Raw genomic sequence first — 22,432 nt, 5'->3', positions numbered from 1 at the left:
TTCACCCATGGGGCTACACCCCTTTGGCCCCTCGGGGCGCAACCACACACAAGGAGTCGCACATGGCCCGCAAAGCCTTGCTCATCGCCCTGGCCCTGATCCTCGCGTTCGCCGTTCCGGCCCTGGCCCAGAAGAAATCCGCCGACAAGGCCCCCGCGCCGCTCGCAGCCTCTCCCTCCGCAGCCGCCAAGCCCGGCCCCTCGGTCACCAACTTCGGCCAGCGCTGGAACGCCATGACCGACCATGAGCACGAAGTATTCCTGGAAGGCATCGCCACCGCTTTCAGGATCCTGTGCATGAACGTCGTGATGTCCGGGGAAACCAAGCCCCAGAATCCCCAGGAAGCCGACAAGCGCTTCAAGGAATGCTTCCTGGCCCAGTTCCCCTACCAGACCGCCCTGGTGAAGGAAGCCATGAACAGCCTCTACCAGGACAAGGCCAACAGCATCATCCCCTACGACCTGATGTACGGCATGGCCCTGCTCAAGGTGAAGGGCGACCCCATCGAGGACAACCTGGCCAAGCTGCGCCAGGACCTGTCCAAGCGCGGCAAATAGCTGGGCAACGCGCATGAGCGCCCTGGACCTGAAGGTGGGCCAGTCCCTGGGGATTCGGCCCGCCGGGGAAGGGCCCGCTCCCGTTCTGGCGGGCGGAGGATTCGAGGTTTTCTTCTTCTATGAGGATATCTCGGACGCCGAAGCGCGGGGATTCGCCGCCGGGGCGCTCAGCTGCGGCGTCTACGTGGAAGACGCCGTGCCCGTGCTTGTCATCGACATCGAGGGATTCGGCGGCCTCGAGGTGGCCTTCAACATCTACGCCGAACCCGAAGACAAGCGCCGGACCTTTTTCGAGTCCAATCCCGCCATGGGGATCGCCCACCTCGTGCTCTGCGACTTCCCGGACGCCACCGTGCGGGCCGTGCGGGCCATCCGCCCGGGCCCGATGCTCATGGCCGAGATCAAGAAAGCCTGCCTGGACCAGCTGAGCCTCTACCGGGACATCGGCCACTGCTTCCGGGCCATGACCCGCCTCTACGAGACCATCGGCCCCGAAGACATGCGGGAACGCGTGCTCATGCGCCCGGCTTGATCGCCCCGCGCGAAGCCTCGCGGCGTGCCGTCGCCCAGCCGGTCTGAACCGGCCGGATAGACCGGGCAGGAAGCCCGCGCGGCCCACCCGCCAGGAATCGGCCGGTTCCGGCCGGCTAGTTCCCTGCTCCGGCCTTCTTCCGGTCGATCAGGGCTTCCTTCATGGAATCCAGGGCCACCTTGCGGTCTTCAGCCTCTTTCGTCAGGGAGTCGAGGCGGGCCTTGTACTCGGGGCTCTTCTTGTCCATCTTCCCGTTCACCAGCCGCCGGACCTGCTTGCGGACCGACTTGTAGGCCTGTTTCTCGACCCGCATCGCCTCCTGGAGCTGGGGCGTGGTCATGGAGGCGTAATCCTGCTTGTCTGCGGCCAGGGCCGCGCCGGAGGCGCAAAGGCATGCAACAAGGGCCAGGAGGGCCGCGAAACTCGCTATTCTCTTCATGCTGACCTCGCATTCTCTCGTCTTTCCCCGCACATAGCAAAAGATCCCCGTTCGGGACAATCCGTTTTTTTTCGCCGCCTCCGGCGTGGTGCCGCTCGGGGCAGTTGCCTTCCATCGGGAAGAGCGAACGACAAGCCCCCATGGATACAGGACGCCCGGATCACAGCGGCAGTCCCCCCGGGCGGAGCCGTTGCGGGCAGCCCGCTTTTTTACGGCCCGTATTGCTACGACCCGGGCCGAGTGCTACATTTCAACGACGAATCGCCCCCCCATCGGCAGGAGGGGCATGGACGGAGGTATGCGCCATGATTCGTTTCGTATTGATCGCCGCCGTGACCGCTATCGCCGTTCTGCCGGGGACCGTCGGACCCGCCCTGGCCCAGCAGAGAGTGACCTCCAACACCCTGCAGGAGCTCAAGAACAAGCTCGACGAGCAGCGCAACGCCTACTACCGGATCGAACTGGCCGAGCGCGAAGCCCTGAAGGACGACTCCCCGGAACGCGCGTCCGTCTACCAGCAGGCCAAGAACAAGGCGTACGAGGCGTACCTGGCCCTCAACGCGCAGCTGCAGCAGGCCCAGATGGAAAAACGCGTCCAGGACGCACGGCAGGCCCAGCAGAACCCGGACTATCGGTGAGCCGGTGCGTCCCGGACGGCGGCCATGGCGGAGCGCCGTCATATTTTCGAGCTTTTGTGATCTAGGTCACATTTTTGAGCGCTTTTTGCGTCTACGGTCTTCCAAGTCCCGGTATTATCATGTACTCTTGATTTGCTCCCGCTTCGGCGCAAGCCCGGGACCTCGCGCTTCCTGCTGCCGACCCCCATGCAAACGGGGTCGCGCGCTACCAGAGAAAACCGGCCCGGCAAGCGATCCGGGACCGCAACCAGGAGGAGGAAAATGGGTACTTCGAGTCGTCGCGCACTGAGGCTCGCGGCCGTCCTGGCCCTCCTCTTCGCCGGCGTCGGATTGTTTCTCGCCTTCGGCCCGCCTCAGCTGCTGGCAAAATCCGAATCGCCGCTTTTCTGTTCCTCGTGCCACGTCATGGAATCCGAATACGAGGCATGGTTCCACCAGGGAGCCCACCGCCGGAAGGCCTGCGTGGACTGCCACCTGCCCAACCAGAATCTTCCCGTGCATTACCTGTGGAAGTCCATCGACGGCATGAAGGATGTCATCTTCTTCTATTCCGGGCACGTCCCCGAGGACATCCGCCTCACCGACCACGGCAAGGCCGCCGTGCAGGCCAACTGTGTGCGCTGCCACGAGACCGCCGTCTCGCGCATGGACACCACGAGGCTCTGCTGGGACTGCCACCGGGGCATCACCCACAAGAAGACGGGCTCAATCTTAACGCGCTAAGGCGCGTGCATCGCACATCAAACGGAGGACAGCCATGCGGAGCAAGAAGGTAGGGTATATCATTCTGGCCGGACTGGCGGCGTTGTTTCTGGTTGCGCCGTATGCCTGCTCCCCGCCGAAGCCCGAACCGGTGAAGACCGTCACCATCCCCGACGGAGAGATCGATCCCACACTCTGGGGCAAGGCGTACCCTGACGAGTACGACCTCTGGAAGCAGACCGAGAAGCCCGAGCCCGCCGGCAAGAGCAAGTACAAGCGCGGATACGACGCCGACCACGTCACCTACGACAAGCTGGCCGAATATCCCTATATGGCCCTCTTGTTCAACGGCTGGGGCTTCGGCGTGGAGTACAACGAGCCCAAGGGCCACGCCAACATGGTGCGCGACCAGCTCGAGATCGACGCCTCCAGGCTCAAGGCCGGCGGCGTGTGCCTCTCCTGCAAAACCCCCTATTCCCCCGGCCTGCGAAAGGAACTGGGCGAGGACTACTACAAGCTGCCCTACAAGGACATCCTGAACAGGATTCCCGAGAAGAACAGGAACCTCGGCGTGGCCTGCATCGACTGCCACGACAACAAGGACATGTCGCTCAAGATCTCCAGGGACTACACCCTGCAGCCCGCGCTGGAATCCATGGGCGTCGACTGGCACAAGCTTTCCCGCCAGGAGATGCGTTCCGCGGTGTGCGCCCAATGCCACGTGACCTACAACATCCCCAAGAACGCCGAGATGCAGTCCGTTGGCGTGTACTTCCCCTGGCAGAACAGCAAGTGGGGCGCCATCACCATCGAAGACATCATCAAGAAGATTCAGAGTGACCCCTCCGTCAAGGAATGGAAGCAGAACGTCACCGGGTTCAAGATGGGATTCATCCGCCACCCCGAGTTCGAGCTCTTCTCCAACAATTCCGTGCACTGGAAGGCCGGGGCCGCCTGCGCCGACTGCCACATGCCCTACACCAAGGTCGGCGTGCACAAGGTGTCCGACCACCGGGTCATGAGCCCCCTGAAGAACGACATGCGCGCCTGCATGCAGTGCCACACCGAAACCGCCGACTGGCTCAAGCAGCAGGTCACGGCCATCCAGGACCGCACCCTGTCCCTGCAGCTGCGCGCCGGCTACGCCACCGCCGTGGTGGCCAAGCTGTTCGAATCCGCCCACATGGCCCAGGCCGCGGGCAAGCAGATCGACCAGTCCCTCTACGACAAGGCCAAGGAATTCTACGAACAGGCCTTCTACCGCTCGCTCTACATCGGCGCGGAGAACTCCATCGGCTTCCACAACCCCACCGAAGCCATGCGAGTGCTGGGCGATTCAATCGCCTTCGCCACCAAGGCCGAGGGCTTCCTGCGCCAGGCCCTGACCAAGGCCGGGGTCGACGTGCCCATGAAGGTGAACCTGGAACTGGCCAAGTACCTGGAGGGACGCGGCGAGAAGAAGCTGCCCAACCAGCCCGCCGTCGAATTCAAGGACCCCATGGGCATCCAGGAACAGTTCTAGTCCAAACTGACCGCCAACCAACGGGCCGCCGGAACACCTCCGGCGGCCCGTTTTCCGTTGGACCTCCGCTCCGGGCGAATTCCCGGGACTTTCCTATTCCCTCCCCTTTCGCTCTGGGATATGCCTTGTCCCATGAGCGACAAACCCACCCTTCGCGTCTGGGCGGGCTACCTGCTGGCGTCGGTGTTGCTGGCCATATACGGCGGCAAGGTCTGACCCTTCATGAATGCCCTGCCCCCCGTGACGCTGGGGGCGATCATATTCGGGGCGGCGGCGGCGGCCCTGGCCATGCGGCCCCGGCTCGAGCGGGCCCTGGTGGAGAACCGCGACATCTTCACCCAGCCAAGGGCGCAGTTCCTGCTCGATTTCGCGCTCGGCCTGGTTGCGGGTTCCCTGGCGGCGTCATTCAACTCGCTGGTGCTCGGCTTTCCCCTTTTCAGCGGGATCAAGCTCTGGACAGGCATGGCGGCCGTGGCCTTCTTCCTGGCCCTGGACTGCGCCATCACCCGCCAGCGCCGCATCATCGACCGGGCCTGCACCAGGACCTGGCACTCTCCGCCCGAGACCATCCGCCCCCTGGCGCGCAAATTCGCCGTGGTGGCCATGGGGCTCGCCCTGCTGGTGGCGGCGCTGTTGTCCGTCATCCTCATAAACGGCGTGGACTGGCTGGCCGGCAACGCATACAGCCCGACGGCCCTGGCCGAGGCCAAGCGCTCCGTGACCTTGGACGTGGTGTACGTGACCACGGTGCTCATCGCTGGAGTCGGCGCGCTGATCCTGCGCTACTCCGAGAACCTGCGCAGGCTCATGGCCGAGCAGACCCGGGTGCTCGAGGCCGTGAGCCTGGGCGAGTTCGGCCAGTACATCCCGGTGGCCACGGCCGACGAGTTCGGGGTCATCGCGGCGCGCACCAATTCCATGATCGAGGGACTCCGCCACCGCACCCGGCTCATGCAGGCCCTGGCCCAGGCCCAGGCCGTGCAGAAGAGCCTGCTGCCGGGCCAGATTCCCCGGCGCATGGGGCTGGATATCGCGGCCTCGGCCATCTATCCGGAGCAGACCGGCGGCGACTACTACGACTTCCTGGAACTGGCCGGGGACACCCTGGCAGTGGTGGTGGCGGACGTCTCCGGACACGGTGTGGATTCGGCCCTGCTCATGGCCTCGGCCCGGGGCTTTTTGCGCCAGGGAGCGCTGTGCCTGTCGGACACCTCGCGCATCGTCACCACCCTGAACCGCCACTTGGCGCGCGACGTGGCCGGAAGCGGACACTTCATCACCCTGTTCCTGCTGGTTCTGGACCCGGCCGCCCGGCAGGTGGAATGGGTGCGGGCCGGGCACGACCCGGCCATCCTCTACGATCCGCGCACGGACGAATTCTCGGAACTGCGGGGCCGGGGCCTGCCCCTGGCAGTGGACCAGGAGAGCGCATACCTGGCCCAGCACCTGGGCCGCTGGCCCGAAGGGTGCGTCCTGGTGCTGGGGACCGACGGCCTCTGGGAGAGCTTCGGCCCGGACGGGAGCATGTACGGCAAGGAGCGCCTGCGCCGGGTGGTGCGCGAGAACGCGGACAAGGGCGCCCTGGAGATCATGGATGCGGTCACGAACGACTGGCGCACCTTCCTGGACGGCGCCGCCCAGGACGACGACCTGACCCTGGTGGTGATCCGCTTCGAGGAGGAATGACGCGCCTCTCGCCACGCGTCCCCCTCCCTTACCACGCCTCCCGGCTTGCGGGGACCCCGCTTTAAGGCTAGGGTTTTGTTGGAAATCCCAGGAGGCGTACCCGTGAAGCGAGACATCCCCCAGCTGCATTTCATCCGCGCCCTGGCCATGGTCGGCATCTTCCTGCACCACCTCTTCCAGGGCATCGGCCCCCTGCGGGACGCATACGCCGGAACGCTCCTCGGCGACGCCTTCGTGGATCTGGCCCTGGGCGTGGTGGTCTTCAACGTCATGACCAGCTTCCTCCTGGCCATGCCCTACGTGGGCGACAACCCCGCCCCCATCCCCAGGCTGGCCGACTTCGTGCCCAAGCGCCTTTCCCGGCTCTGCCCGCACTATTACGCCGCCGTGCTCCTGGTGATCGTGGGCAACGCCGTGGTCTACCGCATAACCAGTCCCGGTGACTGGCTGCCCCCGGCGCTCTCGCACATCTTCTTCCTGGACCCGCTGCGCACGCAGTCCTTCATGTCCAACACGGCCGCCTACTGGTGGCTTGGGCTCCTCTTGCAATTCACCCTGGCCTGGCCCTGGATACTGACCCAGTACCGCAAGCACGGCGCGGCGAAATTCACCATCGTCACGGTCGCCATCGTGTGGCCGCTCACCGAGGCCATCAAGATGTGGGGACGCGCCGCGCCGGAGGGCATCGGCGGCACGCTGGCCTTTTTGTCCACCTTCAACCTGCCCGCCCGGCTGCCGGAGTTCCTCATCGGCATGTGGATGGCCGAGCTGTGGAAAGCCTCCCCGGACCGGGAATGGATCGTGGACAGGCCCCTGGCCTGGCTCATCTTCGGCACCTGCGGACTGAGCTTCGCACTGTACCTCTTCGGGGCGCACCAGCCCTGGTTCTCCACCATCGCCTGGACCCTGGCCGTGTTCGTGGTGCTCTTCTCGCTGCCCATGTCCGTCACGTGGGGCCAGCGCAAGGGCGTGCTGTGGCTTTCAGGCGCGTCCTACGCCATCTACCTGGCGCACCAGCCGGTGCTCTCCTACCTGGACGTGGCCGTGGGGTCGTTCACGCCCTGGTGCAAGTTCTTCACCCTGTGCGTCCTGGGCTGGATACTGAGCGTCAAGGAGGGGGACTGGCTGGACAAGACCGCCGCCTGGGTGTCGGCACGGATGAAAGGGGGGCGATAGCAACTCCGCCCATTTTGAAATTCACGACACTCCGTCGGAGGATTTGACACTTTTCGGGACACTCTTGCGGACAAGCATCCGCAATGATTGAGCGGCCTTGTGGAATGGTTGTTGCTGCGACACTGCATTCCAAGGAGGCCGCCCATGAAACGCCATGCAGCAGTCTTCGCAGTCCTGGCCGCGATTGTCTTGTCTCCGGACCTGGTCCGGGCCACGGTCCTGACCTTCGACATCTTCGGCTCGACCAACGCAAGCATCATCCCCAACAGCTACGGCGACCGGGTTGCCTCCCCAAGCGACGCCACTGGCCTCTACGCCCCGGGGAACGGCTTCACGCCCAACGTCCTGACCGAATACCGCACCCGCGCCGTGACGGCGGCCGCGCCCATCGTGGACGGCACGTCCAACACCATCATCTTCGGGGACGGTTCGGTGCGCTTCGGGGACGGCTCGGTACGCTTCGCCGACGGTTCGGTGCGCGTGGGCGACGGGACCACCGTCATCCTGGCGGACGGCTCGGTGCGTTTCGTCTCGGACGGATCGACCGGAGTGCTGGGGGACGGCACAGTGGCCTTCGGGGACGGCTCGGTGCGCACCATCCCCGGCCTCGCCCAGAGCGGCTTCATGCGCTTCTGGAGCGGCGGTTTCGGCGGATTGACCAACATCGCCTATCCGGACGGGTTCCTGGGCAACGGGGAGGTGATCCTGTCGGCGGACCCGGGCTTTACGGTGCTGCTCAACTCCTTCGATTTGGCCGGGACCGAGAGCAACCGGGCCTTAGGGCTTCTGCAGATCAGGGACGGCGACGGCAACCTGCTGTGGGACAACCTCCCGCCGACGGGCGGCGCCCTGCGCACCATCGCCGACGGGACCTCCAACACCCTCCTGTTCGCGGAGACCCCGCCGCCGCTGACCCTGCGGTCCATAACCGACGGCACGTCCAACACCATCGTCTTCGGGGAGAGCGCCACCGGGTTCAGCACGTACAGGCCCGGGGTGCGCGCCCGCGAACTGCACCTGCTGTTCGGAGCCAACGGCACGGCGGGAATCGACAACATCAACTTCGACCAGGTGGCCACCCCGGAACCGGCCACCCTGGCCCTGGCCGGGATCGGCGCGCTGGCCGCCCTGGCCCGCAGGCGCTCGCGGACGAGAACCTAGAGGCGATCAGCAGCGCACGATGGCCGCGAGCCCGCCCTGGGCGGTCTCGCGGTATTTGGCGCACATGTCCCGGCCGGTCTCGGCCATGGCCTTCATGGCCTGGTCCAGGCCCACCATATGGTGGCCCGGCACCTCGGCCGCCGCGATCTGGTAAGCGGCGAACGCCTTCACCGCGCCCATGGCGTTGCGCTCGATGCAGGGGATCTGCACGTAGCCCTGCACCGGGTCGCAAGTGAGGCCCAGGTGGTGCTCCAGGGCCGTCTCGGCCGCGTTCTCGATGACCCAGGCGGGATGGCCGTACACCTGGGCCAGGAAAGCCGCCGCCATGGCCGACGCCACCCCCACCTCGCCCTGGCAGCCTACCTCCGCCCCGCTCACCGAGGCGTTGTGCTTGGCCAGCATCCCCACCACAGCCGAGGCCAGCAAGGCCTCGCGCAGCACCTTGCGGAACACCCCGGCCGTGGGGCGCAGGTTCTTGGTGACGTAGAGGACCGCCGGAAGCACTCCCGACGCCCCGGCCGTGGGCGCGGTGACGATGGTGTGCCCCGAGGCGTTCTCCTCGGCCGCCGCGAAGGCGCAGGCGCACAGGGCCAGGATGGGGCGGTCCTGCATCTGGGGGTCCTGGCGGTAGCGCTCGAACAGAGCGTGAGCCTTGCGGTGAAGCCCCAGCGGCCCGGGCAGCGGCCCCTCGGCCTCCAACCCGCGCTCCACGGAATCCTCCATGACCCGCATGACGTGCTCGAGCTTCGCGCCGATCTCCTGGCGCGTAAGCCCGGTCAGCGCGGCCTCGTTGTCCAGCATCACCTCGGGCAGGGAAAGCCCCGTGGAATCGATCACGTCAAGCAGCTCCGCCATGGTGGAGAAGGGATGCGCCGGAGCGGGCCGCTCGGCCGGAACGTCGTCCTTCCACTCGATGAACCCACCGCCAACGGAATAGGCTTCCCGTTCGAGGAGGATGTCTCCGGATTCGCCCTTGAGGCTGAACCGGATGGTGTTGGGGTGGCGATCCGGCAGGTCGAACAGGTCGAAGACCACCGTGGCCTCGGATATGGGCACGTCGCGCCCGCCCAGGCGCACCGTCCCGGCCTCGAATCCGGCCATGGAGTCCAGGATGTCCGGCGGGCAGCTCTCGGGGCGGTGCCCCAGGAGCCCCGCCAGAACGGCGCGCACCGTGCCGTGCCCGCGGCCCGTGGCGGCCAGGGACCCGAACAGGCGGACCTCGACGGCGCGCACCTGGTCGAGCACGGCCGGGGGCAGCTGCCCGGCCTGGTCCACGAATTCGCGGGCGGCCAGCATGGGGCCGATGGTGTGGGAGCTGGAAGGGCCGGGGCCGATCTTGAAAAGTTCGAAAACGGAGGTGGTGATGGGGCGCATGCTGCGCTTCTAACCCAGGTTGGTCCGAAATACCACGCCCGCACGGCTCCCGGGGCCGGGCAGCGACAAAAAAACGGCCCCCGGAGGGGCCGCCGATGGTCAACGGGATGACGGCGCGCGGGCTGCGGACTAACGCCCGATGGCGCGGGGCTTGCGCCGCCCGGCGGGCAGGCTCGCCCCTGCGCCTCCGTCGGACTGCATTTCCTCGATGAGCCCCTTGAGCACCTGGGACTGGTCGGCCAGTTCGGCCACGGCCGTCGCGGACTGGCGCATTCCCTCCGAGGTCTCGGTTGAAATCCGGCTGATCTCCTCGATGGAGCGGTTGATCTCCTCGCTGGCGGCGGACTGCTCCTCGCTGGCCGCGGCGATGGAGCGCACCTGGTCGGCGGTGGTCTCCACCAGGGCGACGATCTCGCGCAGGGCCTCGCCGGACTCGCCCGCCAGGGCCGTGGCTTCGTCGATCTTCACAGCGGCCTGGTCCACGTTGTCGATGTTGCGCCGGGTGCCCGTCTGGATGCCGCCGATGGCGTCGCCCACTTCCTTGGTGGCGGTCATGGTCTTCTCGGCCAGCTTCCGCACCTCGTCGGCCACCACGGCGAAGCCGCGCCCGGCCTCTCCGGCCCGGGCGGCCTCGATGGCGGCGTTCAGGGCCAGCAGGTTGGTCTGGTCCGCGATGTCGGAGATGACGTTCATGACCCGGCCGATGCCCTCTGCCTGGACGCCGAGTTCCGTCATGCCTCCCTTGAGGGCCAAGGCCTGGCGCTGCACCTCTCCGATGCCCTCCACCACCCGGCCCACGATCCTGGCCCCTTCATCGGCCTTCTCACCGGCCCTGGCCGAGGTGCTCGCGGCCTGGGAGGCGCTCTTGGCCACCTCCAGGACGGTGGCGTTCATCTGCTCCATTGCCGTGGCGGTTTCTCCGATGCGCTGGGCCTGGCTCTCCGAGCCCCGACTGGACTGCTCCACCTGGGCCGAAAGCTCCTCCGAGGCGGAGGTGACGATCTCCACCACGCCCTCCAGTTGCCCGGCGGCCTGGAGCATGCCCTCGCGCTTGGCGGCCTCGGCCTGCTCCTTGGCCGCCTCGGCCTCGGCCATGGCGACGCGGGCGTTTTCCGCCTCCCGCGCGGCCTGGGCGCTCTTGGCGTCGGCCTCGGCGATCTTCTCCTTGAGGGTCTTCACCATGAAGCGCAACCCGTCGGCCAGCTTGCCTGTCTCATCCTTGCAGGAGACGTCCAGCACGGCGTCCAGATCGCCTCCCGCGACGGCCTCGGAGAAAGCCATGTTCTTCTTGAGCGGCGACACGATGGAGCGCGTCACCCACAGCCCGATCAGGATGGACGCCACGGGCGTGCCCACGGCCAGCGACAGCATGAGCCAGGACAGGACGCCCGCCTCCTTGTCGGCCGAGAGGGAATCGTTGCGGGCGTTCTGGACGTTTATCTCCATCACCTTGGCGATGGCGTCGTTCAGCTCCCGGTTGGCGGCGGCGGTCTGGATCATGGCCAGGTCGGTGAGCTTCTGGAAAAGGGCGTCGTTTGCCATGTCCTTTTCCCATTCGCCGACAAGCTGCATGGCCTGGTCGTTGATGGCGCGCGTTTTCTCCAAGGCGGCGAGGAACACGCCCCAGGCGGCCTTTTCCTGCGGAGTCTGGGGGAGGGTCTCGTACTTGGCCCTGGCTTCGGCGTAGGCCTTGCGGAAAAGCTCGAAGTTGTCTTTCTGGCGCTGACGCTCCTGGGGGGTGATCTTGTCGATGAGAAGGGTGCGCTGGGCCACCACGAGATTGCGCAGATTGAAGCGCACCGCCGCCAGATACTGGATGGCGGGCACGTACTTCTTGTTGCTCGCGTCCAGATAGGCGTTGGTGGACTTAAGCCCCCAATAACCCACGGCGCCCACCACGGTGGCCAGCAGGGAAACCAGGATGAACGCCGTCACCAGACGGACTCCGACACGGACGTTGTTCACGCACACCCCCACAAACAACAAGGTTTCACGAAAATGTTCCGCTGCCGAAAACCGGGTCCGCCTTCCGCCCCTGGAGACACGAACCCCTTTCGCCGCATGATTAATCCCTCTCGGCGCCCCTCGCCGGGTAGCGCCACCTCGACGCAAGGCCCCGATACAGCCTCATAATAAAACATCTAACGAATAGACAGTTTGTCAAGCATGCACCAGTCCATTCCACACCAGGATTATCCAGTTATTTCATCGAGCGCAACAACAGGATTCCATGACGCGACCTCATGCAAGGTGGCACCACGCGGCGTGCTCGGCGCAAGGCCAGCGTGAACTTTTCGGAAGAAATTCTGGAGAGTTAATGGGCGGCGGGGGCTAGTTTGGCAGTAGCGAGGTTCCCGCCGCCCTGTGGCAGTGATTAAGGCAAGAGGCTTCTACAGGGATTCAAGGCGTTTGGATAGCGAAAAAGCGCCTTGAAATCATTTTCCCGGTCCGGGCAGGTCGCAGGCCACGACCTCACAGGGATCCTCGATGAGCTTGATCGGTTCGCATTCTTCCCGGAAGGCGCACCCGGCCTGGCCGCAAGTATCCGCGCAGCCGCATCCGAAGCAGGCCTCAAAGCCCTCGGCGCGCTGTATGGCCCGGATGGCGTCCACCCTGCCCATACCGTCCACATTGGCCCCCACCGTCCATGCCCGAGCGAGAATTTCCAGCCTGTCCACGGCATCGACCTCCTGTGCCCGGGGGTTCCCGGCCCCGGCGGCGTCGTCCAGGCGGAGGCATCCACCCGGAATCCCCCATTCTCTCCACCGCGGACCAGGGGTCTGTCAAACTGAAAATGCCGGGCAGTTTCCTGCCCGGCATTGCCGATAACGATGGGGTGGCTGATGGGGCTTGAACCCACGGCCCCCAGGGCCACAACCTGGTGCTCTGCCAACTGAGCTACAGCCACCGTCGGACGGGGAGGAATACATGAGCTGTGCCCCCTGGTCAAGACCCTTTTACAGCCCTTGAGCCCGGCCCCTCTTCGGGCTAGAGAAGCCACAGCCATCCCGACGATTTCCGAGGAAACCCATGGACAAACTGATCATCGAAGGCGGACTGCCCCTGCGCGGCCGGGTGCGCGTCTCCGGCTCCAAGAACGCGGCCCTGCCCATACTCTTCGCTTCCATCCTGCTGGACAGCCCCGTCACATACACCAACGTCCCCAACCTGCGCGACATCCACACCACGCTGAAGCTCCTGAACATCCTGGGGCTCGAAGCCGGGTTCGAGAGCGGCGCCGCCGAGGTGAAGCCCGCCGGGCAGCTCAACCCCGAGGCCCCCTACGACCTGGTGAAGACCATGCGCGCCTCGGTGCTCTGCCTCGGACCGCTCCTGGCCAGGCTCGGCGAAGCCCGCGTGGCCCTGCCCGGCGGATGCGCCATCGGGGCCCGGCCCGTGAACCTGCACCTGACCGCCCTGGAAAAGATGGGCGCGCGCTTCGACCTGGATTCCGGCTACATCGAGGGCAAGACCAGCGGCCTGCACGGCGCCAAGATCGTCTTCGACCAGGTGACGGTGGGCGGCACGGAGAACCTGCTCATGGCAGCCGCCCTGGCCAAGGGCGAAACCATTCTCGAAAACGCCGCCCGCGAGCCCGAAGTGGTGGACCTGGCCAACTTCCTCATCGCCTGCGGAGCCAAGATCACCGGCCACGGCACCCCGGTGATCCGCATAGAGGGGGTCGAATCGCTCTCGGGCTGCCGGTATCCCATCATGTCCGACCGCATCGAGGCGGGCACCTACCTGGTGGCCGCCGCCATGACCGGTGGCGAGCTGACCCTGGAAAACTGCCCCTGCGAGGCCATGGACGCCGTGTTCAGCAAGCTGCGCGAGATGGGCGTGGTCATCGACGAAGCCCCTGACGGCCTGGTGGTCCGCAGGGGCGGCGAACTCAAGTGCATGGACGTGACCACCATCCCCTACCCCGGCTTCCCCACGGACATGCAGGCCCAGATCATGGCCCTCATGTGCGTGTCCTCCGGGGCGGGCACCATCCGCGAGACCATCTTCGAGAACCGCTTCATGCACGTGCAGGAGCTCATGCGCATGGGGGCCGACATCAAGGTCAGCTCCCAGAGCGCCTTCGTGCGCGGCGTGACCCGCCTCACCGGCGCGCCGGTCATGGCCTCGGACCTGCGGGCCAGCGCCTCCCTGGTGGTGGCCGGGCTCACCGCCCACGGCGTAACCGAGGTGCAGCGCATCTACCATCTGGACCGGGGCTACGAAGCCATGGAGGTGAAACTCCAGGCCCTGGGCGCGCGCATCAAGCGGGCCAAGGAATAGGTTGGCCACGGCCAAGGTCCCCGGGCTCCTGCCCTGGCAGGTTCTGTTCCTGGCCTGCGCCGGGGGGGCCTGGGCCATCCACGACCCTTTCACCGGATTTGGCGCGGCATCGCTTGCCGCACTCTGCAATCTGATCGCGGGGCGGAAATCGCCCCGCGTTTTTATTTTTGCCCTGGCGGCGCTTACGGGCTTTGCCTACGCCTGGCTGCGCCTGCCGCATGCCCCCGAGATTCCCGCCTGGATCGATCAGCGCCCCAGGGGGGTTCTTGCCGGGCAGGTCGCGAGCGTGGAGGAGAAGCCGGGCAACCGCCTGGAGGTCCTCCTCGAATCCCCCGAATTCCGCTTCCCCTCGGGCGAGACGGGCCCCATCCCCGGCGATCTGGTCTGGACCTGGCAGGACCCGACCTTCCGGCCCGTTCCCGGCAGCCGCGTGGAGGTGGCCGCGCGCCCCCACGCCACCGGCGGCTTCGACAACCCCGGCGGCACGGATTGGGCCTGGCGCTGGCGCATCCGGGGTGTGTTCTTCCGGGCGTTCTCGCTTGGCGCCAAGGGCGCCGCCGTGGCCGCCCAGGCGGACGCGACTCCCCTGGAGCGCTGGCGCACGGGGCTGCGCGACGCCATCCTGCGCGGCGCGGGGGGCGGCTCTCCCGGCGGCATGGTGCTCGGACTCACCACGGGCGAGCGTTTCGCCATCGCCCCGGCCGACCTGGACCGGGTGCGCCGGGCGTCGCTGTCGCACCTTTTGGCCGTGTCCGGCATGAACCTGGCGGCGGTGGTGGCCATGGGCTGGGGACTGGCCTGGCTTGCCGGTCTCGCCTGGCCGGGCGTGTACCTGCGCCTGCCCAGGCCCAAGCTGGCCGTGGCCGCCGGGTTCCCCCTGGTGGCCTGCTACCTGTGGCTGGGGCGATTCGAGCCGTCGCTCATGCGCGCGGCGCTCATGTTCGCGGCCTGGGGGGTGCTGGTCTGGCTCGGCCGCCCCCGGGTGCTGCTGGACGGCCTGTTCTTCGCCCTGGCGGCCATGTTCGCGTGGGACCCGCTGTGCGTCTTCGACGTGGGCCTGCAGCTCTCGGCCGCCGCCGTGTGCGGGCTGGTGCTGCTCCTGCCCCTGGCGGAGCCCGTTTTCACCTGGCTCGGCAAGGCCGGCCCTCGGCGTATCGCCGTGGTCCCGCTCGGCTGGCTGCTGGTGACGCTGGCGGCCCAGCTCTCGGTGCTGCCCATCCAGTTCTCGGTATTCGGGGAGGCCAGCCCGCACCTGTACCTGAACCTGCTCTGGGCCCCCCTGGTGGATTGGGCCGCGCAGCCGTTGGCCTACCTGGGGGCGCTCACGGTCACCTGGTGGCCCGGCCTGGGCGATCCGCTGCTCTCCTGGTCGGCCAGGGTCTGCGAGATATTGCTCGAAAGCCTCAAGTACATGGACGCGCGCGGCTGGCTCGCGGTGTTTCCGGTGCAGCGCCCCTGGCAGCCGGAGGTGTTGGGGTACGCAGTCCTCCTTGGCGGACTGGCCTGGATACGCGGCCTCCCGAACAGGCACCGCGCCGCCTGGCTGGCGCTCGGCCTTGCGCTTTTGATTGCGCCGCCGCTGTACCGCGCCTGGGACTTGAGCAGCGACCGGGTGCGCCTGACCGTGCTGGACGTGGGCCAGGGCCAGTCGGTGCTCCTGGAAGCGCCCGGAGGACGGCGCTACCTGGTGGACGGAGGAGGAACGCTGTCCGGAAGCTTCGACCTGGGGCGCTCAGTCCTCTCGCCCGCGCTCACCTGGGGACGGCCGCCTGCGGTTGAAGGGATCGTCATGTCCCACCCGGACCGGGACCACACAGGGGGATTCGTCTACCTGCTGAACACTTACCGGGTGGGATTTCTGGCGGGCAACGGCGAGCTGCCCAAGGCAGAAGATTTCAACACGGCGCTTCACGCAAGCGGGCTCACGCCCCGCGCCTGGCGCGCCGGGGAGTGCATCGAGCTGCAACCGGACCTGTTCCTGGAGGTGCTGCACCCCGCCGAGGGCTATCACAGGAACGGCAACGACGCGTCGCTGGTCTTGCGGGTGGTCTGGCACGGGCGGGGGCTGGCGATGCTCCCGGGAGACGCGGGCAAGGACGCCCTCATCCCCCTGGGAGGCTCAGGGCGGGACATGGCCGCCGACGTGCTGGTCACGCCCCACCACGGCAGCAAGAGCGCCCTGGCTCCAGGGTTCTACCGGAGCGTGGGGGCCACATGGGCGCTCATCAGTTGCGGGCGCGGCAACACTTTCGGCTTCCCCGCCCCGGACGTGGTCCAGACGCTTGCGCAGTCGGGCGCGGCCACGCTCTCCACGGCCTACGCCGGGGCGATCACCGCCACCTGGGAGTCGCCGGACGGGCCGCCCGTGGTGCGGACGATGCATTGAACCGGGGTATTTCCTACGGCCCGCCCGCAGGATAACCGCTGGCCGGAGCGCCCTCCTCGGGCTCCACGTGGATCACCACCCGCCCGATGTCCTCGACGGCGGCCCGGACCATGTCCTCCAGGCGGGCCGTCATCTCGTGGGCGTGGCCGATGGACACCGACGGGTCCATGCGGCAGTGGAAGCTCACCGCATACTTCGTCCCCAGCCGGTGCACGGCCACGCCGTGGCAGTCCGTCACCCCGTCGGTTGTGCCCACCAGATGCTCCACCCGGCGCTTCACGTCCTCGGAATGGTCCACCCGGTTGTCCCTGGCCAGATCGGCCTCGCCCACGGGCTCGATGTGGCTGGCGATGGTCACGGGCTCCTTGAGCACCCCGCGCACTTCGTCCTCGAACTGCGTGACCAGCTCGTGCGCCCGGGCCAGGCTTAAGCCGTCCGGCACCTCCACATGCATCTCCAGGTGCAGGCCGCTCGGGCTCTGATGAGCGCGCAGCCCGTGAACCCCCAGGGCCTGCCTGGCGGCCACCCCGCGCACCAGTTCGAACAGGTCGCGCTCCTGGGCGGCAACGGGCGTCAGGTGCACCACCACGTCCGCGCCGGGAAGAATCTCCTTCACCGCGTCCTCAGCCCGGGCCCCGATCTTGTGGGCCTCCTCGAAGCTCGCATGGCGGGAGATGTCCAGGATCAGGTCCACGAAGGCCGACGGACCGGAAATCCTGGCCCGAACCTGCCCCACGCCACGCACCCCTTGGATGTCCTCCACGGCGGAGCGTATCTCATCCACCATGTCCTGCGAACCGCCGTCCAGGAGCACGTCTATGGCCTCGCGCCCCAGGCGCACGCTCACCCAGACCACGATGGCGCTCACGCCAAGCGCGGCCACGGCGTCGGCGCGCTCCAGCACGGAGCGCCAGGGGGAGCCGACGGGGAGCATCTGCGCGATCCAGACGCAGCCGAGGCCCAGAATGACCACCGCCGAGGACCAGATGTCCGTGGAGAAGTGTAGGGCGTCGGCCTCCAGGGCCTGGCTGTTGTGCTTTTCGGCCATCCTCTTGAGCATGCGGGAGCGTGAAATATCGATGACGATGGACACGGCCATGACCCCGAAGCTCCACCAGGTGACCTCCACAGCCTCGGGGGCGTAGAAGAGCCGGTTCACGGCCTCGCGCACGATGTAGACGCAGGTCAGCAGCAGAAGGAGCGTCTCCACCAGGGCGGAGAGGTTCTCCATCTTGCCGTGCCCGTAGGGGTGGCGGGTGTCGGCGGGAACGGAGGAGTAGCGCACCGCGAAATAGGTGACGGCGGCGGCAACCAGGTCCAGGCCCGAATGGGCCGCCTCGGAGAGGATGCCCAGGGAGTTGGTGGACAGGCCCACGGCCAGCTTCATGGAGGTGAGAAAGACCGCCGCCACGAGCGAGGACATGGCCGCCCCGCGCTTTTCCTTCCCGGCTTCATGGCTGTCGATGTGCATCGTCGGCCAGTAGCCTATCAGAGGGGTTTTTGTGAAGTTGTGAAGCTGATTGTCATAATTGCTCCGGACAGCGCAAAAAATGTCAAGCGGCCGCGAACAGGTTCTGTTAGACACCCAACATGTCCGAGACGGAAAAAAGCTACCGCCGCCGCATGCTCACGGTGCTTTCGCACATCCAGGAGAACCTGGACGGTGAGCTCACCCTGGAGGGGCTCTCGCGCATCGCCGGGTTCTCGCGTTTTCATTTCCACCGCATCTTCCTGGGCATGACCGGGGAGACCGTGGGGGCGCACATCCGCCGCCTTCGCCTGACCCGGGCCGCATGGCGCCTGGAGTTCACCGGGGCGAGCGTCACAGAAACGGGACTGGAGGCCGGATACGATGCGGCCGAGGCATTCAGCAGGGCCTTCAAGGCCCAGTACGGGGAATCGCCCAGCCGGTTCCGGGAGTATTCCCGAAAGCGCCGCCGGGAGCGCGTGGCCGAGCTGTTCCCCTTCCCCGAGGATTTTCTCAACCACAATCTCAAAGGAGCTGTCGCCGTGGACGTGATCGTAAGCCGTAAGGAAGCCCTGCGAGTGGCCTGCACCCGGGCCGTGGGGCCTTATGCCCAGTCCGCCAAGGAGGCCTGGGGCAAGATGATGGCTTGGGCCGGACCCAAGGGGCTTTTCGGCCCGAGCACCCGCTTCATCGGGGTCGGCTACGACAACCCCAACACCACCGCGCCGGAGCTTCTGCGCTACGACGCCTGCGTCACCGTGGGGCCGGACGTGGACGGCGAGGGGGAAGTCGTGGTCACGGAGCTGCCGGGCGGCGAGTATGCCACGGTGGTTCACAAGGGGCCCTACGAAGAGCTGGAAAAGACCTACATGTGGTTCTACGGGGTGTGGTTGCCCCAGTCCGGGCGGGAGCCGGCCGTGCGGCCCGGCTACGAGGTGTACCTGAACGACCCGTGCACCACCGCGCCGGCAGAGCTTCTGACCGAGATCAACATGCCGCTGGAAGAGAAATAACCTCCCCTCTTCACGCAAAAACCGGCCGGGACTTTCGTCCCGGCCGGCCGTTCACAACATCTCACGAATCCCGCGAAGCCTACTGAGGGTCCAGGGGGATCATCCCCCTGGCGGGTCCGGGCGGAGCCCGGCTCCTGCATCTTCTTTAACAGAAGTTCAGCTTCCCCTTCAGGTCGTCCATGACCACGGCCGCGGCCTCGCGGGCCTTGTCGTTCCCGTTCTTCAGAATATCCCAGGCCAGATCAGGATCTTGATCGAACTCGCGGCGCCGCGCCTGCATGGGCTCCAGGAAATTGAGCAGGTTGGCGAACATCTTCTTCTTGCAATCGCCGCAGCCCATGGTGGCGGCGCGGCAGGCGCAGGCGACCTCGGCCACCTCGGCGGCCGGGGTGACCAGCTGGTGGTAGGGGAACAGGTTGCACTCGTCGGGCTCGCCGGGGTCCTTGAGGCGCACGCGCTTGACGCAGGTGACCATGCCCGTGACCTTCTTGCGGATCGCTTCCGGGTCCTCGCCCAGGTAGATGGCGTTGCCGTAGCTTTTGGACATCTTGCGCCCGTCCAGGCCGGGGAGCTTGGGGGCCTGGGTGAGCTTGGCCTCGGGCTCCACGAAGGTCTCGCCCCAGAGGTGGTTGGCGCGCCGGGCGATCTCGCGGGTGAGTTCCAGGTGGGGCAGCTGGTCGTGTCCCACGGGAACCCACTTGGGGTTGTAGATGAGGATGTCCGAGGCCATGAGCACGGGATAGCCCAGGAAGCCGAAGGTGGAGAGGTCCTTGGTGCCGTCGAGCTGATCGCGCACGTCCTTGTAGGTGGGGTTGCGCTCCAGCCAGCTCACGGGGGTGATCATGGAGAGCAGGAGGTTCAGCTCGGCGTGCTCCTTGACCTGGGACTGCTGGAACATGACGCAGCGGTTGGGGTCGAGTCCGGCGGCCACCCAGTCCTTCACCAGCTCGGGCACGAATCCCTTGATCCTCTGGGGATCGGCGTATTCGGTGGTCAGGGCGTGCCAGTCGGCCACGAAAAAGAGGCAGTCGTGGTCCTTGTGGAAGTCGATCCAGTTGACCAAAACGCCGAAATAGTGCCCCAGGTGCAGGGGGCCGGTGGGACGCATGCCGGAGACGATACGGTTGTTGGCGGTCATGGGCGGCTCGCTAGATCAGAAGGTTGTAGAGGGACGACACCACCGGGCCGAGGATGCGCCCGAGCACCCCGGTGATGGCGAGCAGGATCACGACGACGAAGCCCCATCGCTCCAGGCGCGCGAGCTCATAGGCCCAGCGCTTGGGCAGAAGGCCCATGAGCAGGTGTCCGCCGTCCAGGGGCGGGATGGGCAGCAGGTTGAACACGCCCAGGGCGAGGTTCACCTGCACGCTGGCGATGGTCATGTAGAGAAGCGGCACCAGCACGTAGCCCTTGAGCGGGGACGCGCCCAGGGCTCCGCCCGCGTACTCGAGCCCGGAGAGGGCCAAGGCCGAAAGCAGGGCCAGCACGAAGTTGGAGAGCGGCCCGGCCGCCGACACCAGCACCATGCCCATGCGGGGGTTGCGGAAATAGCGTCCGTCCACGGGCACGGGCTTGGCCCAGCCGATCATCTGGGTGAGCACGAAGGCCAAAAGCCCCATGGGATCGAGGTGCTTGAGCGGATTGAGCGTCAGGCGTCCGGCGAGTCTCGCGGTGGGGTCACCCAGCAGGGCGGCCATGGCTCCGTGGGAAACCTCGTGGAAGGTGACGGCCATCAGCATGGGGGGAGCGAAGATCGCCAGTTTCAGCAGAAACTGGCTCATATCCTGGAAAAACATGGGCAGGGGCTAGCATGAAGCCCGGGGGAGGGCAAGAGCAAGGGGCCGGAGGGCGACGCCCTCCGGCCCCTTGGGTCGGGCTTGTTTACGCGCCTGCCGAAGCCTTGCCCAGGGCCAGGGAAACCTTGGACTTGAGCTCGGCCAGGTCAACGGACTTGACCACGTAGTAGTCGGCCGCGATGGACTTGAGGTCGTGCTGGAAGGAGTCGTAGGCGGTGGAGAGGATCACCGGGATGACCTGGTCCTTGCCGCGGATCTCCTGGAGCAGGTCGAGGCCGGAACGGTTGGGGCCGAGCTTGATGTCCAGCACCACCACCAGGGGCTTCTCGCGTTCGAGGACGGAGAGGATAGGCTCCTCGCCGTCGGAGGTGGCGACCTCGTAGCCTTCGCCTTCGAGTTCTTCTTGGTAGAGCATGCGGATGTGCTTCTCGTCGTCCACCACCAGGACCTTTTTCGAACTCATGGAGACCTCCGGAGCTTGGCGCGTCACGCGCTCTTACAAGTCTACGGTATGCTCAAAAACATCGGCCCGGTCAATACGTTTCCCCGCCGCGCCACGCTTGCCCTTCCGGGCGGCTCGGGGTAGGACCCCGCCCATGGTAACGATCGTCATGGAATCCACGGGAGAGCGCCACGAGTTCCGCAAGCTGAACACGGTGATCCAGCTCCTGAACAAGCTCAAGCTGAAGTCGTCCGAGGTGCTGGTCATCCGTGGCAGGGAACTGCTCACGCCGGACCGCGAAATCGGCACCCAGGGCGAGATCCGCATCCGCCACGTCGTGTCCAGGGGGTAAGCGACCATGAAATGCCGCCGCTGCGGGGAACTGGCCCAGGTGGCCCTCCCCAGCCACCACACCGGCTTCTGCGCCCCCTGCTTCGAAAACTATTTCCTGCGACAGGTGGAACGGGGCATCCACGAGCACAAGCAGTTCACAAAGGAAGACAAGCTGGTGCTGGCCGTCTCGGGCGGCAAGGACTCGCTGGGGCTTCTGCTGGCCCTGACCGAGCTCGGCTACGCCGTCACCGCGCTGCACATCGATCTGGCCATCCCCGTGTCGTCGGAGAACGCCCGGAGCACGGTGGAGGCGTTCTGCGCCAAGCACTCCATCCCCTGCCACATCCTGGAGATGGCCGGGAAGGGCCTGCCCATCCCCGAGGTGAAGAAGAAGGTCAACCGGCCAATCTGCTCGGTGTGCGGCAAGATCAAGCGCCACTGGTTCAACCGCTACGCCTTCGAGGAAGGCTTCGATGTGCTGGCCACCGGCCACAACCTGGACGACGAGGTGGCCCGGCTCTTCGCCAACACCCTGCGCTGGGACCAGGCATACCTGGCCGGGCAGGGGCCGGTGATGCCCGCCGAAGGCCGCTTCGTGAAGAAGGTCAAGCCTTTGTGCCGCCTGACCGAATACGAGACCGCCGTGTGGTGCTTTCTGAAGGGCATCGACCACGTGCTGGCCGCCTGCCCCTATTCGGGCGGGGCCAGCTTCACCGGCCACAAAAAGCTGCTGGCCGACCTGGAGGAGAGAAGTCCGGGCATGAAGATGCAGTTCTACGGCCACTTCCTCGCCACCGGCAAACCGGCCTTCGAGGCTGTGGTGGAAAACGCCCCGCCGCTCAAGGAATGCTCCGACTGCGGCTTCCCGTCCTCCCAGGACATGTGCGGGGTCTGTCGCATCAAGAGGCTTCTGGAGAGCTAGG

The 22,432-nt window shown here is 66.5% G+C and carries 21 protein-coding genes and 1 tRNA gene; 13 read left to right on the top strand and 9 right to left on the bottom strand.

Going from position 1 to position 22,432, the window contains the following annotated elements; all coding sequences use genetic code 11:
• The first annotated feature begins 62 nt into the window (after positions 1-62).
• Both ML540_RS03140 and ML540_RS03135 read left to right on the top strand, forming a co-directional pair.
• On the top strand, positions 63-557 hold the full coding sequence (locus tag ML540_RS03140; RefSeq protein ID WP_243358476.1) for a hypothetical protein: 495 nt from the start codon (positions 63-65) through the stop codon (positions 555-557).
• Between the two features lie 13 nt (positions 558-570).
• Positions 571-1,089, top strand: a complete 519-nt coding sequence (locus ML540_RS03135) for a hypothetical protein (protein WP_243358475.1) — start codon at positions 571-573, stop codon at positions 1,087-1,089.
• A gap of 115 nt (positions 1,090-1,204) precedes the next feature.
• On the opposite strand, the gene ML540_RS03130 is transcribed toward ML540_RS03135, so the two are convergent.
• Positions 1,205-1,528: a hypothetical protein gene (locus ML540_RS03130; RefSeq protein WP_243358474.1), complete on the bottom strand. Its 324-nt coding sequence runs from the start codon at positions 1,526-1,528 to the stop codon at positions 1,205-1,207.
• Between the two features lie 305 nt (positions 1,529-1,833).
• Here ML540_RS03130 and ML540_RS03125 point away from each other — a divergent pair, with 305 nt between their 5' ends.
• The 6 genes from ML540_RS03125 (at position 1,834) to ML540_RS03100 (ending at position 8,413) form a co-directional block, all read left to right on the top strand.
• Positions 1,834-2,166, top strand: coding sequence for a hypothetical protein (locus ML540_RS03125; protein WP_243358472.1), 333 nt, complete (start codon positions 1,834-1,836; stop codon positions 2,164-2,166).
• 261 nt (positions 2,167-2,427) lie between these two features.
• Complete coding sequence (nrfH, locus tag ML540_RS03120) at positions 2,428-2,889, top strand: cytochrome c nitrite reductase small subunit (RefSeq protein ID WP_243358470.1); 462 nt, start codon at positions 2,428-2,430, stop codon at positions 2,887-2,889.
• 34 nt (positions 2,890-2,923) lie between these two features.
• Positions 2,924-4,390, top strand: a complete 1,467-nt coding sequence (locus ML540_RS03115; protein WP_243358469.1) for an ammonia-forming cytochrome c nitrite reductase subunit c552 — start codon at positions 2,924-2,926, stop codon at positions 4,388-4,390.
• 222 nt (positions 4,391-4,612) lie between these two features.
• Positions 4,613-6,076, top strand: a complete 1,464-nt coding sequence (locus tag ML540_RS03110; protein WP_243358466.1) for a PP2C family protein-serine/threonine phosphatase — start codon at positions 4,613-4,615, stop codon at positions 6,074-6,076.
• Positions 6,077-6,178: 102 nt separating this feature from the next.
• On the top strand, positions 6,179-7,252 hold the full coding sequence (locus ML540_RS03105) for an acyltransferase family protein (RefSeq protein ID WP_243358465.1): 1,074 nt from the start codon (positions 6,179-6,181) through the stop codon (positions 7,250-7,252).
• Between the two features lie 144 nt (positions 7,253-7,396).
• Positions 7,397-8,413 (top strand): PEP-CTERM sorting domain-containing protein, encoded by a 1,017-nt coding sequence (locus ML540_RS03100; protein WP_243358463.1) that lies wholly within the window; start codon positions 7,397-7,399, stop codon positions 8,411-8,413.
• Positions 8,414-8,419: 6 nt separating this feature from the next.
• Here ML540_RS03100 and ML540_RS03095 read toward each other — a convergent pair whose 3' ends face one another.
• The 4 genes from ML540_RS03095 to ML540_RS03080 form a co-directional block, all read right to left on the bottom strand.
• Positions 8,420-9,787, bottom strand: a complete 1,368-nt coding sequence (locus ML540_RS03095; RefSeq protein WP_243358461.1) for an L-serine ammonia-lyase — start codon at positions 9,785-9,787, stop codon at positions 8,420-8,422.
• Between the two features lie 129 nt (positions 9,788-9,916).
• A complete protein-coding gene (locus ML540_RS03090) occupies positions 9,917-11,752 on the bottom strand; it encodes a methyl-accepting chemotaxis protein (protein ID WP_243358459.1) in 1,836 nt (611 codons plus the stop codon).
• Positions 11,753-12,222: 470 nt separating this feature from the next.
• Complete coding sequence (locus ML540_RS03085) at positions 12,223-12,465, bottom strand: hypothetical protein (RefSeq protein ID WP_243358458.1); 243 nt, start codon at positions 12,463-12,465, stop codon at positions 12,223-12,225.
• Positions 12,466-12,619: 154 nt separating this feature from the next.
• Positions 12,620-12,695 (bottom strand) — tRNA-His (locus ML540_RS03080).
• A gap of 122 nt (positions 12,696-12,817) precedes the next feature.
• On the opposite strand from ML540_RS03080, the gene murA reads away from it, so the two are divergent.
• Both murA and ML540_RS03070 read left to right on the top strand, forming a co-directional pair.
• Positions 12,818-14,071, top strand: a complete 1,254-nt coding sequence (gene murA, locus ML540_RS03075; RefSeq protein WP_243358456.1) for a UDP-N-acetylglucosamine 1-carboxyvinyltransferase — start codon at positions 12,818-12,820, stop codon at positions 14,069-14,071.
• Position 14,072: 1 nt separating this feature from the next.
• Entirely contained in the window at positions 14,073-16,457 is a 2,385-nt protein-coding gene (locus ML540_RS03070; protein WP_243358454.1) for a DNA internalization-related competence protein ComEC/Rec2, read from the top strand.
• Positions 16,458-16,470: 13 nt separating this feature from the next.
• Here ML540_RS03070 and ML540_RS03065 read toward each other — a convergent pair whose 3' ends face one another.
• Positions 16,471-17,928 (bottom strand): cation-efflux pump, encoded by a 1,458-nt coding sequence (locus ML540_RS03065; RefSeq protein ID WP_243358452.1) that lies wholly within the window; start codon positions 17,926-17,928, stop codon positions 16,471-16,473.
• 119 nt (positions 17,929-18,047) lie between these two features.
• Between ML540_RS03065 and ML540_RS03060 the strand changes: the two genes are divergently transcribed.
• On the top strand, positions 18,048-18,938 hold the full coding sequence (locus tag ML540_RS03060; RefSeq protein WP_243358449.1) for an AraC family transcriptional regulator: 891 nt from the start codon (positions 18,048-18,050) through the stop codon (positions 18,936-18,938).
• Between the two features lie 145 nt (positions 18,939-19,083).
• Here the strand turns inward: ML540_RS03060 and trpS are convergent, their stop codons facing one another.
• From trpS to ML540_RS03045, 3 genes are all read right to left on the bottom strand, one after another.
• Positions 19,084-20,076 carry a tryptophan--tRNA ligase gene (gene trpS / locus ML540_RS03055; RefSeq protein WP_243358447.1) on the bottom strand — a complete coding sequence of 331 codons (993 nt, stop codon included), beginning with the start codon at positions 20,074-20,076 and terminating at the stop codon, positions 19,084-19,086.
• 10 nt (positions 20,077-20,086) lie between these two features.
• Positions 20,087-20,719 (bottom strand): site-2 protease family protein, encoded by a 633-nt coding sequence (locus ML540_RS03050; RefSeq protein WP_243358444.1) that lies wholly within the window; start codon positions 20,717-20,719, stop codon positions 20,087-20,089.
• A 100-nt stretch (positions 20,720-20,819) separates the two neighbouring features.
• Complete coding sequence (locus ML540_RS03045) at positions 20,820-21,197, bottom strand: response regulator (RefSeq protein ID WP_243358443.1); 378 nt, start codon at positions 21,195-21,197, stop codon at positions 20,820-20,822.
• Between the two features lie 133 nt (positions 21,198-21,330).
• Between ML540_RS03045 and ML540_RS03040 the strand changes: the two genes are divergently transcribed.
• Both ML540_RS03040 and ML540_RS03035 read left to right on the top strand, forming a co-directional pair.
• Positions 21,331-21,528 carry a hypothetical protein gene (locus ML540_RS03040; protein WP_243358442.1) on the top strand — a complete coding sequence of 66 codons (198 nt, stop codon included), beginning with the start codon at positions 21,331-21,333 and terminating at the stop codon, positions 21,526-21,528.
• 6 nt (positions 21,529-21,534) lie between these two features.
• Positions 21,535-22,431: an adenine nucleotide alpha hydrolase family protein gene (locus ML540_RS03035; RefSeq protein WP_243358441.1), complete on the top strand. Its 897-nt coding sequence runs from the start codon at positions 21,535-21,537 to the stop codon at positions 22,429-22,431.
• The last annotated feature ends 1 nt before the right edge of the window (position 22,432 follow it).

Source organism: Fundidesulfovibrio terrae, from assembly GCF_022808915.1.
GTDB lineage: Bacteria > Desulfobacterota > Desulfovibrionia > Desulfovibrionales > Desulfovibrionaceae > Fundidesulfovibrio > Fundidesulfovibrio terrae.
Note: the sequence above shows the minus strand (reverse complement) of the source record. Positions and strands in the feature narration are given on the sequence as shown.

Excerpts from the sequence above, each read along its gene's own strand:
- ML540_RS03135 (WP_243358475.1), top strand. The coding sequence starts at position 571 with ATGAGCGCCCTGGACCTGAAGGTGGGCCAGTCCCTGGGGATTCGGCCC.
- ML540_RS03050 (WP_243358444.1), bottom strand. The coding sequence starts at position 20,719 with ATGAGCCAGTTTCTGCTGAAACTGGCGATCTTCGCTCCCCCCATGCTG.
- ML540_RS03110 (WP_243358466.1), top strand. The coding sequence starts at position 4,613 with ATGAATGCCCTGCCCCCCGTGACGCTGGGGGCGATCATATTCGGGGCG.
- ML540_RS03035 (WP_243358441.1), top strand. The coding sequence starts at position 21,535 with ATGAAATGCCGCCGCTGCGGGGAACTGGCCCAGGTGGCCCTCCCCAGC.
- ML540_RS03040 (WP_243358442.1), top strand. The coding sequence starts at position 21,331 with ATGGTAACGATCGTCATGGAATCCACGGGAGAGCGCCACGAGTTCCGC.
- ML540_RS03140 (WP_243358476.1), top strand. The coding sequence starts at position 63 with ATGGCCCGCAAAGCCTTGCTCATCGCCCTGGCCCTGATCCTCGCGTTC.
- ML540_RS03100 (WP_243358463.1), top strand. The coding sequence starts at position 7,397 with ATGAAACGCCATGCAGCAGTCTTCGCAGTCCTGGCCGCGATTGTCTTG.
- ML540_RS03130 (WP_243358474.1), bottom strand. The coding sequence starts at position 1,528 with ATGAAGAGAATAGCGAGTTTCGCGGCCCTCCTGGCCCTTGTTGCATGC.
- nrfH (WP_243358470.1), top strand. The coding sequence starts at position 2,428 with ATGGGTACTTCGAGTCGTCGCGCACTGAGGCTCGCGGCCGTCCTGGCC.
- ML540_RS03065 (WP_243358452.1), bottom strand. The coding sequence starts at position 17,928 with ATGCACATCGACAGCCATGAAGCCGGGAAGGAAAAGCGCGGGGCGGCC.
- ML540_RS03060 (WP_243358449.1), top strand. The coding sequence starts at position 18,048 with ATGTCCGAGACGGAAAAAAGCTACCGCCGCCGCATGCTCACGGTGCTT.
- trpS (WP_243358447.1), bottom strand. The coding sequence starts at position 20,076 with ATGACCGCCAACAACCGTATCGTCTCCGGCATGCGTCCCACCGGCCCC.
- murA (WP_243358456.1), top strand. The coding sequence starts at position 12,818 with ATGGACAAACTGATCATCGAAGGCGGACTGCCCCTGCGCGGCCGGGTG.
- ML540_RS03125 (WP_243358472.1), top strand. The coding sequence starts at position 1,834 with ATGATTCGTTTCGTATTGATCGCCGCCGTGACCGCTATCGCCGTTCTG.
- ML540_RS03045 (WP_243358443.1), bottom strand. The coding sequence starts at position 21,197 with ATGAGTTCGAAAAAGGTCCTGGTGGTGGACGACGAGAAGCACATCCGC.
- ML540_RS03115 (WP_243358469.1), top strand. The coding sequence starts at position 2,924 with ATGCGGAGCAAGAAGGTAGGGTATATCATTCTGGCCGGACTGGCGGCG.
- ML540_RS03095 (WP_243358461.1), bottom strand. The coding sequence starts at position 9,787 with ATGCGCCCCATCACCACCTCCGTTTTCGAACTTTTCAAGATCGGCCCC.